This is a genomic window from Campylobacter concisus, from assembly GCF_002165775.1.
Classification (GTDB): Bacteria; Campylobacterota; Campylobacteria; order Campylobacterales; family Campylobacteraceae; genus Campylobacter_A; species Campylobacter_A concisus_E.
In genome coordinates this window covers 1-12,563 of the sequence record NZ_NDYP01000008.1, presented here as the reverse complement: position 1 = coordinate 12,563, position 12,563 = coordinate 1, and the positions used below count along the sequence as shown (strand labels likewise).

The 12,563-nt window shown below is 38.8% G+C and carries 11 protein-coding genes and 1 pseudogene; 5 read left to right on the top strand and 7 right to left on the bottom strand.

Features of this window, described 5'->3' with window-relative positions; translation table 11 throughout:
- Positions 1-23: 23 nt before the first annotated feature.
- The 6 genes from pepT to dnaG form a co-directional block, all read right to left on the bottom strand.
- Positions 24-1,247 (bottom strand): peptidase T, encoded by a 1,224-nt coding sequence (pepT, locus tag B9N66_RS07525; RefSeq protein ID WP_087580529.1) that lies wholly within the window; start codon positions 1,245-1,247, stop codon positions 24-26.
- Positions 1,248-1,258: 11 nt separating this feature from the next.
- A complete protein-coding gene (gene dcuC / locus B9N66_RS07520; protein WP_087580528.1) occupies positions 1,259-2,569 on the bottom strand; it encodes a C4-dicarboxylate transporter DcuC in 1,311 nt (436 codons plus the stop codon).
- A gap of 14 nt (positions 2,570-2,583) precedes the next feature.
- Positions 2,584-3,282, bottom strand: a complete 699-nt coding sequence (gene pepE, locus B9N66_RS07515; protein WP_087580527.1) for a dipeptidase PepE — start codon at positions 3,280-3,282, stop codon at positions 2,584-2,586.
- A complete protein-coding gene (locus B9N66_RS07510) occupies positions 3,279-4,598 on the bottom strand; it encodes an amidohydrolase (protein ID WP_087580526.1) in 1,320 nt (439 codons plus the stop codon). The genes pepE and B9N66_RS07510 overlap by 4 nt, the downstream gene beginning before the upstream one ends.
- A 10-nt stretch (positions 4,599-4,608) precedes the next feature.
- The gene (locus tag B9N66_RS07505; protein ID WP_087580525.1) at positions 4,609-5,844 is read right to left on the bottom strand and encodes a M20 family metallo-hydrolase; all 1,236 of its coding nucleotides are present in this window, start codon (positions 5,842-5,844) and stop codon (positions 4,609-4,611) included.
- Between the two features lie 105 nt (positions 5,845-5,949).
- Positions 5,950-7,629, bottom strand: a complete 1,680-nt coding sequence (gene dnaG / locus B9N66_RS07500) for a DNA primase (protein WP_087580541.1) — start codon at positions 7,627-7,629, stop codon at positions 5,950-5,952.
- A gap of 55 nt (positions 7,630-7,684) precedes the next feature.
- Here dnaG and B9N66_RS07495 point away from each other — a divergent pair, with 55 nt between their 5' ends.
- Genes B9N66_RS07495 through aroC form a run of 4 tightly spaced genes read left to right on the top strand, consistent with a single transcriptional unit; the run spans position 7,685 to position 10,872 of the window.
- Positions 7,685-8,716, top strand: a complete 1,032-nt coding sequence (locus tag B9N66_RS07495; RefSeq protein ID WP_257639812.1) for a tetratricopeptide repeat protein — start codon at positions 7,685-7,687, stop codon at positions 8,714-8,716.
- Entirely contained in the window at positions 8,694-9,128 is a 435-nt protein-coding gene (rnhA, locus tag B9N66_RS07490) for a ribonuclease HI (protein ID WP_087580523.1), read from the top strand. The genes B9N66_RS07495 and rnhA overlap by 23 nt, the downstream gene beginning before the upstream one ends.
- On the top strand, positions 9,125-9,796 hold the full coding sequence (rnc, locus tag B9N66_RS07485; RefSeq protein ID WP_087580522.1) for a ribonuclease III: 672 nt from the start codon (positions 9,125-9,127) through the stop codon (positions 9,794-9,796). The genes rnhA and rnc overlap by 4 nt, the downstream gene beginning before the upstream one ends.
- 8 nt (positions 9,797-9,804) lie before the next feature.
- Positions 9,805-10,872: a chorismate synthase gene (gene aroC / locus B9N66_RS07480; RefSeq protein ID WP_087580521.1), complete on the top strand. Its 1,068-nt coding sequence runs from the start codon at positions 9,805-9,807 to the stop codon at positions 10,870-10,872.
- 54 nt (positions 10,873-10,926) lie between these two features.
- Here aroC and B9N66_RS07475 read toward each other — a convergent pair.
- Positions 10,927-11,553, bottom strand: a pseudogene (locus B9N66_RS07475) (autotransporter outer membrane beta-barrel domain-containing protein); the annotation flags it as partial.
- A 260-nt stretch (positions 11,554-11,813) separates the two neighbouring features.
- On the opposite strand from B9N66_RS07475, the gene B9N66_RS07470 reads away from it, so the two are divergent.
- Positions 11,814-12,563: Y-family DNA polymerase (locus B9N66_RS07470; protein ID WP_445082234.1), on the top strand; the 750-nt coding region annotated here is incomplete at its 3' end.

The window sequence follows — 12,563 nt, the reverse complement described above, 5'->3', positions numbered from 1 at the left end:
CTAAATCTAGGCTTTTATGAAGTTTATTTAGTAGCGTTAATTACGATTTTTTTGATGACTTCGCTAGCGGCTTTTAGACTGCTAACTGGCAAATACTCGAAGATGGAGTGAAAGTTGTTTGCCCCTGTGAATAAATTTAGCGTTGGTACACCTTTTGCAGATATCACAGCGCCGTCGTATCCGCCACGCATCGGCTTTATATTTGGCGTGATATTTAGTTCACTAAAGGCATCTTTTGCAAGTTTTATCGGGAGCGAATTTTCATCTTTTAAAAATTTAAATACATTTTCATAGCGTGTTGTTAGCGTGATCTCACAACGCTCTCCATAAATTTTGTTAAAAGAATTTGCCATATCGCTTAAAAACTCAAGCCTTTTTTGAAATTTTACCTCATCAAATTCTCTTATGTCGATCTTGAGCGTCGTTTTTGCGCTGTTTCCGCTAAGCTCTTTCACCCAGAAATAGCCCTCTTTGCCCTCGGTGCACTCTGGCACTTCGCCGCCTGGTAATAGCGAGATAAATTTATGCGCTAAAAGTAGCGAATTTACAAGCTTGCCCTTTGCGTTCATCGGGTGGGCTGAAACACCTTTAAAGACCATCGTGCAGTCAGCTGCGTTCCAGTTTTCATATATGAGCTCGCCTATCTCGCAGCAGTCTAAGCAGTAGCCAAAATCAGCTCCAAGCAAATTTGCATCAAGTGCTTTTGCACCAAGCAAGCCCTGCTCCTCATCAGGCACAAAGCAGATCACGATCTTGCCGTGCTTTACATCAGGATTTTGCATGAAATAGCTAGCCATATTTACGATACTAGCGATCGCCGCCTTATCGTCGGCACCAAGCAAGCTAGTGCCATCAGTCACTACGATATCATCGCCCTCATACTTTTTAAGCTCTGGGTTGTCGCTAAATTTAAGATAAATTCCCTGCTCTTCGTTTAGGCAGATGTCACCACCTGTGTATTTTACTATCTTAGCTTTTGTGTCGTTTTTTTGCTCACTACTTGTATCTAAGTGCGCAAAAAAGGCTATACTTGGAGCATTTTCGCAATTTGCAGGAATTTTTGCTATCAAGATAGCATTGTCTTGTAGAATGATGTCTTTGATACCAAGCGAGCTAAGCTCATCTTTTAAAAACTTAGCCAGCTCGTACTCGGTTGGGTTAGAAGGCATAACGCCTTTTAATCCATTCTCTTTATTTGTTGTAGTGTTAAATTTTGTGTAGTTTAAAAATCTCTCTACGACATCCATTTTTCATCCTTTTAGATGACAAAAAATGCAATCGCTACAACAGAGATAAACATACCTAAAAATGTTCTTTTAGCGATTTCAACTGGACTAACCATCGCAATGCCTGCACAAACGATAGCAGCACCGGCAATCGGGGAAGCCGATCTACCTAAAGCACCAGCAATAGCTGCGGCCATACCAAGCTTGTCTTGTTCAAAGCCAAGTGCAGCGGCATTTGTTGTGACAGCTTCGTTAAATGCAAATGTAGCAGCGTCGCCTGAACCTGTAACTATACCCATGATAAATGGCACAAATGTTCCGCCAAATTTAACGTAACTTTGATCTGTTTTAAGCCATGCGATGACCACATCAACGGCTCCACATGCCTTTAGGCCAGCGACAAAGACACCAGCTGCGATGATGATACCCATAACGTCAGCATAAGCGTGACCCATTCCGTTAAAAAATTCTTTTGTGATTTTTTGCGGATTTGTAAGTGTAGCAAAGATAGCTATGATAGCACCTAGTATCATCGCCTCAGCAACGCCCATCTTTGTCCATGCAAGAAAGCTATAATCTTTTGCAAGGCTTGTTCCGCCAATAACCAAAATAACAAGTGGAACTAGAGGCATAATAGCGTAGATAAAATTTACTTTAAATAGCGGTTTCTCTTCGCTAGCAGCACTACTTTCAAGAGTGAAATTTGTATTTTTTTGATAGTCTTTAAGCAGTATTGCAACAATAACTAATGCGATCACTACGATAACAAGAGCAGTAAATGCACTTGGAATTTGCACTTTTATGACATCTTGAACTGTGTAGCCCTCAACTGTCTTTTTAACAAGATCAGCCACATAGACGTTGTGAGCCGATCCTGGGCTTAAAACTCCACCAAATGTCCCTGCAAAAACAGTAGCACCAGCCATAGCTGGGCGGATACCTGAAGCCATTAAAAGCGGTATAAGCGTAGCACCAACAGCAGCGGAGCATCCTGCAGCTGAAGGGATAGCGATATTTATAAAGTAAGTTAGCACGGTTGTTGCGGGGATCAATATAAAACCCACATTTTTAAGCGGCTTTGTAAGAAGCGCAACAAGGTGCTTATCGCACATTGTATATTTCATAACAAATGCAAAACCCATACTTGCACAAATCGCCTTTATAAGCCCTGCTTTAGTCATATAGTCAGTAAAAGCACTTAGTGCCCCCATCGGTTTTAGTGCGATTATACAAAGCACCAAACCAACACCTATTAGCACCGTTCTTGTCTCTTTTTTTAAGACAAGAAGTGCCACAACAGCTGCAATGCCAAGAATGGCAGCAATTAGCTTAAATGTTTCCATACCTCTCTCCTTGTTTAGATTTTAAATTTAGTTCCAACTTCTATTTTTTCTATCTCTTTTTGATACTCAAATTTTAAAATTTCACTATGTCCTATGACCTCAGCCTCGTTGTCCGCTATAAGCAAAGCTGTGCCCTCAGGCAGTGCGTAGATAGTATCTTTTGGATTAGCTATTAAAAATTCCTCCAACCTCTCCTCCCTGCTCTCGCCGTTATGGCCTGCTAGCTTGCCACTTATGAAGTGCGGGTTGATCTGATATGGGAAGATATTTAAGCTATCAAATGACTTTGGCATGATGATAGGCATATCATTTGTCGTCATCATCGTCTTGCCAGCTATGTTTGCGCCAGCCGACCAGCCAAAATACTTTGTGCCATTTGCCACAGCTTCTTTTATAGGCTCAATCAAATTTAGCTTATAAAGCGTGTAAAGCAGCATAAAGGTATTTCCGCCACCAACTGCGATACTGCTAGCATTTTTGATAGCTGAAATTTTATCCTCGTAGTGATGGATTGATTTTATATTGCTATTTTTTAATCTATCAATTACTTTTTGCTCATACTCGTCATTTGTTCGTCTAACTCCAGCGTAAGGGATAAATAAAATTTCTTCCTTGCCGCATTCTCCTAAAAATTCCTTAACCCAGTTTTTGCAGTGCCTTAAATAGCCAGTATCTTGATAGCTTGAAGCACTGATTAGTAAAGCATTTTTCATTTTTTTACTCCATTTAGTTTGTAAGCAGATCTTAGATAGACATCAACTCCAGCCACCAAGCACTCCTCATCAAAGTCAAATTTGCAGTTGTGATGGCCTGCTTTTAAATTTGTACCGATCATCATATAGCCGCTCTTTGCGCCTCTGTCTTGCAAAGCTCTCATAAAATGAGCAAAATCTTCACAAGCACCAAAATCAAGCTCTTTTACGATCTTGTCATCATCTATAAAAGGACTTTGCTTTGCAGCTTCATAGAAAATTTCAGTTACTTCTTTGTCGCTATCGGCTCCGTTTGTGCCACCAGTTTTTACGACTTTACTCTCTATGCCATAAATTTCACTCACACCTTTAACGATATCCATACATTTTTCATACATAAAATCATTTAAATTTGTGTCTTCACCTCTTGTTTCACAAGCTAGATAGCCATTTGGCGCGATGACGTTTCTGCCTTCACCTGCTTTTAAAACGCCTACGTTTATCCTAGTCACACCCTTTGCATGTCTTGTGATACCATGCATGCTTAGCGCCATTTGAGATGCGGCTAAAAGGGCATTTGCGCCATCTTGAGGTGCTCCTGCTGCATGAGCTGAACGACCAGTGATATGTACGTCAAATTTTGAAGTTGCAAGTAGCTTATTTGTCCCACAGATGATGCCTCTATTGGTTTTTGCTTGAAAGCCGATATGACCGCCCAATAGATACTCTACACCATCAAGCACACCAGCAGCTTCCATAGCTACAGCTCCTCTTGTGCCCTCTTCTGCTGTTTGGAAGATAAATTTAAACTTACCGTTAAACTCATCTAAATTTTCAGCTATAAGTTTTGCTACACCAAGGCCTATAGATATATGACCATCATGCCCACAAGCATGCGTGATACCAGCGATATCTGCACCAAAGCCATCTTTAAAAGGTCTGTGATCAGCATCTGCGCTCTCTGTCACATCAACACTATCAATGTCAAATCTAAATGCTGTAAATTTACCAAGCCTTTTTGTATCTATAAAGGCTGTTAGGCCAGTTAGTCCATCTTTCATATAAGGGAGATATTTTGCCTCTTCAGGACTTAGGAGCTTTTTGGCTCTTTCTATTGCTTTTTCACATTGCTCTTTTGAGCCAAGGCCAAGTCTTGCATCAGCTTTAACCACCTTGTCACCAAGGCTTATTTCATAACCAAGATCACTAAGTCTCTTTGCTAATACAGCGGTTGTAAAAAATGTAAACCAGCCAGTCTCTGGATGCGAGTGAAAATACCTGCGATCCTTGATCAGCTCATCTTTTAAAGAAAGAGCCAAATTTGCTATCTTGTCCATAGATTTCTCCTTATTCATTTGATAGTTTAATTAGTGCATTTGTTAAAATTTGTGTAGCTTTGAAAGCATCATCAAAATTTATAGCTTCTGCTGTATTGTGACTGATACCGCCGACACAAGGTATAAAAAGCATGCCAACGCTGCTTGCAAGCTTTGTTAAATTCATCGCATCATGTCCAGCTCCGCTTGGCAAAGTAAGCGTTTTTATGCCCAGTTTAGCAGCCTCTTCGCTTAGTAAATTTATAGCATGCTCGCTTAGTTTTACTGGCTCGTCACTGCTTAGTTCTCTTATCTCATAACTAAAATTTAGCTCACCGCTTAGCTCTTTTATAAAATTTCTAAGCTCTAAATTTAGCTCTTCTAGGCTTGTCTTATCAATATCTCTTAGATCAACTCCAAGCCTTGCCTCGCCTGGCACGACGTTTAAAACGCCTGGCTTTGCATGTGCGTAACCAACAGTAGCCACAGCTGTTTTTTTGTTTTTAGCAAATTTATTGGCTGCGATTATGATGTGTGAAGCAGCTAGCAGCGCGTCACTACGCATATTCATCGGAGTTGCACCGCTGTGATCTGACTTACCATGAATAATAATTTCAAATCTTATAGGAGCGGCGATACCGCTTACTACACCAACGCTTATGCCGCTTCGCTCAAGCACTGGACCTTGTTCAATGTGAAGTTCTAAATATGAATGAAATGAGTGTTCTTTTAAAATAGAATCATTTAAATTTTGCGGTTCAAGTCCAAATTTACTCATCGCTTCAAAAAGCGAAATACCATCTTCGTCTTTTAATTCATGAAGCCTTTGTAGACCAAGTTTGCCACTTATTATCTTGCTGCCAATGGTTGCTGTCTTGAACCTACTTGACTCTTCACAGCAAAAGTTAATTAACCAAAGTGGGTGCTTTAATTTAATGCCAGCTTCTTTTATCGAGGTTAGCGCCTCAAGTCCTGCCATGACACCAAGCGTGCCGTCATAAAAGCCGCCATTTGGCACGCTATCTATGTGAGAGCCCACACAAACTGGCTTCTCGCCTGGCTCACAGCCATCATCATATATGGCAAAGATGTTGCCAACATTGTCAATTTTAAGTTTAAAGCCATTTTCTTCTATTAAATTTATAAGAAAATTCCTAGCCTCCAAGTCTTCTTTGCTAAATGCAAGCCTTGTTAGCCCTCCACCTTTTAATGCTCCAAATCTGCTTATAGCATTAAAATTCGCCTCAAATCTTTTAAAATTTATCATAATAAACCCTTAAAAAATAAAACTAATCTTAAAAACATTTATTACTTTACGCATTTTACATTTAGTTTTATGATTTAAAGCTGAATAAGTGTTAAATTTTGAAATCTAATTTTTTTGTAGTTTGTCGTATATGCTTTTTATAATTTCTGAAATTTTTTGCATTAATTCGATTTTATTTGGTTTTTGTGATTTTCTAGTATCTTCGCGAAACTTCTCATAGTATTTTAGCTTTAGCTTTAAAATGGCCTCTTTAAGGCTATCTTCACTAGAAGCTACGTTTGAGCTCTCATCAACATAAATTTCTCTAACAAGCACCGCATTATCTTCAATATTTGGCAATAAAACAGCCTGAAAATAATCTTTATGGTGCAAGAAGAATTTCTCCTCAAGCTCGTTTAAAACGATAGCTTCGTAATTTTTATTTGCAAGCATGCTCTTTAAAACACTAAATTCCAAAATATCAGTTTTATCTTTTTTTTGAGCCGTTTGCTTATTTGTTGTTGTAGCATTTGTAAAATTTTGATCTTGTCTATTTATATATCTTTGTCCATGAAGGCTAAAAGTATTTAGCTCTATTTTGAGTAAATTTGAGACCAGTAATTCGTAGCTTTTTGCGATTATTGGCTTTAGAGAATTCGTAAATTCCACTATCTCTTCTAAACATTTTTGCTTTTGCACTGGGCGTGTAATATCATATTTTTTTACAACTTGCTCAATATAAAACTCGCCAAGCTCAGTCCCAGAGCCAAACATCTCTTTTAGCTCGTCGCTTCTACCTGCAAAAACCATATCTGCAGGATCTGCACCATCTTTTATGATTACAACGCTTCCATCTATTTCGTTTTGCACCAAAAGACGAGATGATTTTATGGCGGCATTTATACCAGCCGAGTCACCATCAAAACAAAGCACAACACTTATCTCTCCTCTTTTTAAAAGTGGCAAGTGATTAGTCGTAAGAGCAGTCCCAAGCACAGCAACGGCGTTTGTAAAGCCAGCAAAATGAAGCATGATGACATCTAAATAACCCTCAGTGATAATGATCTGCTTTTTTTCAAAGATGCTTTGTCTAGCTAGGTGATAGCCGTAAAGTAGCTTTGACTTGTCAAAAACTATGCTTTGTGGAGAATTTACATATTTTGCAGGATGATCCGAGATCGTTCTACCACCAAAGCCAACTAATTTTGCCGTATGGGCATATATGGGAAATGTAATACGCTCGATAAAACTAGCATAAATTCCCTTCTCGTTTTGCTTTACTATGCCAACCTCAAGCGCCTCTTTTGGCTCGATATTTTCATTTTGCAAAAGCCTAATAGTACTAGCACTATCCCCAGCCCAGCCAAGCTCAAATTTCTCGATCATCGCATCATTTATGCCGCGAGAATAGATATATCTCACAGCAGTTTCATGCTTGAAAAATTCGCTCCTATAAAAGGCATTTACCTTTTCTAAAATGTGCTTATTTTCTTTTTGTGTGGGAACTTTATCGCTTGTGTATTCAAGGCTAAAATTTACAAGGCTAGCTATTCTCTCGATAGCTTCAGGATAGGTAAGTTTCTCATAATCCATCACGAATTTAATCGCATCTCCGCCGGCCTTGCAAGCAAAACAGTGAAAAATTTGCTTGCTTTGACTTATGCTCATGCTAGGATTTTTGTCGTCGTGAAATGGGCAGACGCATTTGTAGTTTGCGCCCATCTTTTTGACTGGCACAAAGTGCTCTATAATGTCAACGATATCGATTTGATTTTTAAGTTTTTCAATGGATTTTGGATCTATCATAAGCAAAATTATACAACTGCTTTGTTATAATTAAAGTAAAATTTTATTACAAAGTATGAGCGTGGATATTTTTTTCATTGGGCATAGGGATCCGATATTTAGCCTTATTATTTTATTTAGCATTATTTTGATGATAGCCGCACTAAGCTATGCTTGGGGTATCTTTTCAAGCAAAGATGAAAAAAAACGCATTGAAAAATTTATAAGAAAATTTGACGGCAAAGATGGCATAAGCGACGAGCATAAGCAGATGCTACAAAGTCCGGAGATAGACGCTCAAAGCCTTTGTATGCTAGGGCAAACTTTTGCCAAAAACGGCGACTTTGAAAAATCCATCAGCATCTATCTGATCGCTCTTGGTAAAGCCAAGGACAAAAATGAGAAGGAATTTATCCTAAACGAGCTTGGAGAGGTTTATTTTAAGGCTGGCTTTTTAAAAAAGGCTAGTGAGGTTTTTGAAAAGGCACTCGAGCTAAGTCCTAGAAATGTCATCGCACTTCGTTTTCTGACAATGATAGATGAGAAGCTTAAAAACTATAAAGAAGCACTTTATGCACTAAACTCACTTGAAGAGCTGGGAGTAAATGTAAAAGACCAAAAGGCCTATATAAAGGCCATCAGCACACTTGATGATAGAAATTTAAGCTTTAATGAAAAGGTAGAAATTCTCTCCCACCTTAGCCAAAATTTTGAGCTTTTAAAACGCATGATCTTAATGCTTTTTATAAGACACAATGAAAATTTAGAAAATTTAAAAGATTTTGCCAAATTTGAAGACGTACTTGATCTACTTTACAACCTAAAAACACCTATAAATTTAAGCGATCCAAAATACAAATCGCTCTTTTACGCAAAGGGCGATATAGACGAGCCTTGTGAAATTTATGGCTTTGAGCTAAATGCTATTAAGAAGCTAAAAGACGCCAAATTTGACGCGGCAGGACTTAGTTTTAACTACGTTTGCAAAAACTGCAAAAACTCATTTCCGATGCACTTTTACCGCTGTCCGGTCTGCCACGAGCTAGGAAGTGTAAAAATTTTATCTCACATCACAGAAAAACCAAGTGAAGACAGTAACACTTTTTAGCGACGGTTCGTGCCTTGGAAACCCTGGAGCTGGCGGCTGGGCTTATATTTTGAGATTTAATGAAGCACAGAAAAAAGAGAGTGGTGGCGAGACGTATACTACAAATAATCAAATGGAGCTAAAAGCTGCGATAATGGGGCTAAAAGCGCTTAAAGAACCTTGTGAAGTGAGACTATTTACCGATAGCTCATACGTAGTAAATAGCATAAATGAGTGGCTTACAAACTGGCAAAAGAGAAATTTTAAAAATGTAAAAAACGTAGAGCTTTGGCAGGAGTATTTAGAGATTTCAAAGCCCCATAAGGTCATAGCAAGCTGGGTCAAAGGTCACGCTGGACACCCTGAAAATGAAGAGTGCGACCAGATGGCAAGAGATGAGGCACAAAGGATAAAAGATGAGAATGAAAGATGAAAATTTTAGAAGAATTTGAAGAGAATCTTAGATATAAATTTAAAAAAACTGAGCTTTTAGAAGAGGCACTAACACACAAGAGCACCAAACAGGTGTTAAATAACGAAAGACTTGAGTTTTTAGGCGATGCAGTAATGGATCTGCTAGTGGCTGAGTATCTTTTTAAAAAATTTAGCAAGATCGCAGAGGGCGACATGAGCAAGCTAAGAGCCGCACTTGTCAATGAAAAAAGTTTTGCAAATATGGCAAGGCATCTAAAAATGGGTAAATTTTTAAGGCTAAGCACGGCCGAAGAGAACAATGGCGGACGCGAGAAAGATAGCATTTTAAGCGACGCATTTGAGGCTGTGATGGGCGCTATCTACCTTGAGGCTGGACTTGATAAGGTGCGAGAAATTTCGATCGCTCTGCTTGAACTTTGCTATCCACAGATCGACTTTGCACACCTCGAAAAGGACTACAAAACCGCTCTTCAAGAGGTCACTCAGGCCAGTCTTGGTGTCATACCAACATACGAGCTCATCGGCACGTCAGGCCCTGATCATAAGAAAGAATTTGAGATAGCACTGCTGCTAAATGGCGAGGAAATTTCAAGAGCCATTGGCAACTCTAAAAAGCAAGCCCAACAGCTAGCTGCAAAAATCGCACTAGAAAAAATCAAAAAATAGGAACAAGCTTGAATACATTTGGCAAAAAACTAACCTTAACAACCTTTGGCGAGAGCCACGGGGTGGCGATCGGTGGCGTGATAGATGGACTTCCAGCTGGGCTAAAGATCGATACAGATTTTATCCAAAGTGAGCTTGACAAGCGTCGCCCTGGACAAAGCAACTTTACAACCGCAAGAGATGAAGCCGATAAGATAGAAATTTTTAGTGGCGTCTTTGATGGCATGAGCACCGGCGCGCCGATAGGCTTTGCCATTTTTAACAACAACCAAAAGTCAAACGACTATGAAAATTTACGTGAAATTTTCCGTCCTGGTCATGCTGATTTTACATATTTCAAAAAATATGGCTTTAGAGATCACAGAGGCGGCGGACGCTCAAGCGCAAGAGAAACGGCCGTTAGAGTAGCTGGTGGGGCTTTTGCGCAGCTGCTTTTAAATGAGTTTAATATAGAAATTTTAAGTGGAGTGCTTGGTATAGGCAAAATTTTTAGCGACAAAATAGACTTTAACTTTGCTAAAAATTCTCAAATTTACGCACTTGGTAACGAAGAAGCGATGAAAGAAGTGGTAAATAAAGCTAGAAATGATCATGATAGTGTCGGTGCAGTTGTTTTAAGCGTAGTTAAAAATGCTCCAGCTGGTCTTGGAGAGCCACTTTATGATAAGCTTGATAGTGCCTTGGCGGCGGCTTTAATGGGCATAAATGGTGTAAAAGCCGTCGAGATAGGTACTGGCGTAAAAGCAAGCGAGACATTTGGGTCGGTAAATAACGATGAGATGGACGAGCTTGGATTTTTAAGCAACAATGCAGGAGGTATACTTGGTGGCATAAGTAGCGGCGAAGATATAGTGCTAAAGAGCCATTTTAAACCTACGCCTTCGATATTTAAAGAGCAAAAGACACTAAATTTACAAGGCGAAGTGGTGGACTTTGAGCTACGAGGTAGACACGATCCTTGTATAGGCATACGTGGTAGCGTCGTTGCAACCGCGATGATAAGGCTAGTTATCGCCGATATGTTACTACTAAATGCTAGTACAAAGCTTGAAAATTTAAAGAAAATTTATGGCTAAATATATAAAAATGAGTAAAATTTAGTGGCCAAAAAGCCACTAAATTTTTAGAATCTATAAGCAAACTGAAGTTTTGCGCTGCTTTGATCTTTTTTTACCAAAAGATTGCGCTATGCCAAAATTTATGAGTGTTGCATAAGTTGGCGTATATCTTAGACCGACCTCAACCTCTGAGCTTGTGCCTTTTTGAGTTAGGCTGATCTCCTCGTCTTCTTGGATCACCGCTATTTTTGACTTGGTGTTAAATTTATACTCAGCGCTAATTTTTCCATAAGGATTAAATTTACCAGCATCATAGGCTATTTTTGAGTAAATTTTATCTCTACTTGATGTAACGCTGCTAAATTTTAATGTGCTTTGTCCGATATCTGCCTCATCGCTACCGACATAAGAGAGTGCGTAGTTTAGCCCGCTATCAAGTATAAAACTATCAAATTTTATCTTTTTGCCTACGCCAAAGCTAGCATTGTAGTATGGCATTGAAATTTTATAATCCACATCTTTTGCATCAACCTTGGTCTGACTCCTACCAGCTTTTGCTATGAGATCGATATAAAAATCACGTGGTAAATTTAGCCTTGAAAAAATACCAAATCCATAGTTTCTAACTCTGCCATCTATTTTGGCATCTTCATCGCTGTTATCAAATGTTGATATAGCAAAAGCCCCAAGCATAGACTCGCCATTTTTATTTTTACTTTGCTAGAATTTATATCACTTCTATCTGTTAAACCAATATAAACACTTGATTGTCTAGTTTTTTCAATAGAAGGTCCGGTTAGTTACATTAACTTCTTTATGCATTGCATTTACCCTAACTCCACTAGTAAAATTTATCCATTTTACTTATTTTGTTTCTAAAAAATTTTTATTAGAAATTTTAGCTTTAAGATCGATTTTTCAAAAACGAACTTTTACTAATTTTCATCTATAATCACTCCATGAAAAACGAAGCACAAAAATTTTATGCCGTCATTGATCTAAAGTCCTTTTACGCCTCAGTTGAGTGTGTAGAGCGAGGACTTGATCCGTTTAAAGCCGATCTAGTCGTGGCTGATGATAGTCGCGGCAACGGAAGTGTCTGCCTAGCCGTTAGCCCAGCTCTTAGAGCCAAAGGTGTGAAAAATAGATGCAGGCTTTTTGAAATACCAAAGGCTATAAAATTTATCATTGCACCGCCTAGAATGCAGTTTTACATCGACTATGCAGCTAAAATTTATGAGATATACCTAAAATATGTCTCAAAAGATGATATCTATGTCTATTCTATCGATGAGGCCTTTATCGATCTTACTTCTTATGTTAAATTTTATAATACTGATGCAAAATCCATAGCCAAAAAGATAATGGATGAAATTTTAAAAACTACTGGCGTGACGGCCACCTGTGGCATGGGCACAAATTTATACCTTGCAAAAATCGCCCTTGATATCCTGGCTAAGCACAGTGATGATGGGATTGCGTTTTTAGACGAGCAGCTTTATAAAGAACGTCTTTGGGCACATCAACCGCTAGATGACTTTTGGCGTATCGGTAAGCAAACTAGGCTAAAGCTGGAAAAACATGGAATTTTTTGTATGAAAGATATAGCAAATGCTCCGCGAAGCCTACTTGAGAAATTTTTTGGAGTTGATGCCTATATAACGATAGATCACGCAAATGGCATAGAGCCAACGACAATAGCTGATATA

What these genes read in the sequence shown, in the direction of transcription:
- pepT (WP_087580529.1), bottom strand. Translation starts at nt 1,247, where the DNA reads ATGGATGTCGTAGAGAGATTTTTAAACTACACAAAATTTAACACTACA.
- dcuC (WP_087580528.1), bottom strand. Translation starts at nt 2,569, where the DNA reads ATGGAAACATTTAAGCTAATTGCTGCCATTCTTGGCATTGCAGCTGTT.
- pepE (WP_087580527.1), bottom strand. Translation starts at nt 3,282, where the DNA reads ATGAAAAATGCTTTACTAATCAGTGCTTCAAGCTATCAAGATACTGGC.
- B9N66_RS07510 (WP_087580526.1), bottom strand. Translation starts at nt 4,598, where the DNA reads ATGGACAAGATAGCAAATTTGGCTCTTTCTTTAAAAGATGAGCTGATC.
- B9N66_RS07505 (WP_087580525.1), bottom strand. Translation starts at nt 5,844, where the DNA reads ATGATAAATTTTAAAAGATTTGAGGCGAATTTTAATGCTATAAGCAGA.
- dnaG (WP_087580541.1), bottom strand. Translation starts at nt 7,629, where the DNA reads ATGATAGATCCAAAATCCATTGAAAAACTTAAAAATCAAATCGATATC.
- B9N66_RS07495 (WP_257639812.1), top strand. Translation starts at nt 7,685, where the DNA reads ATGAGCGTGGATATTTTTTTCATTGGGCATAGGGATCCGATATTTAGC.
- rnc (WP_087580522.1), top strand. Translation starts at nt 9,125, where the DNA reads ATGAAAATTTTAGAAGAATTTGAAGAGAATCTTAGATATAAATTTAAA.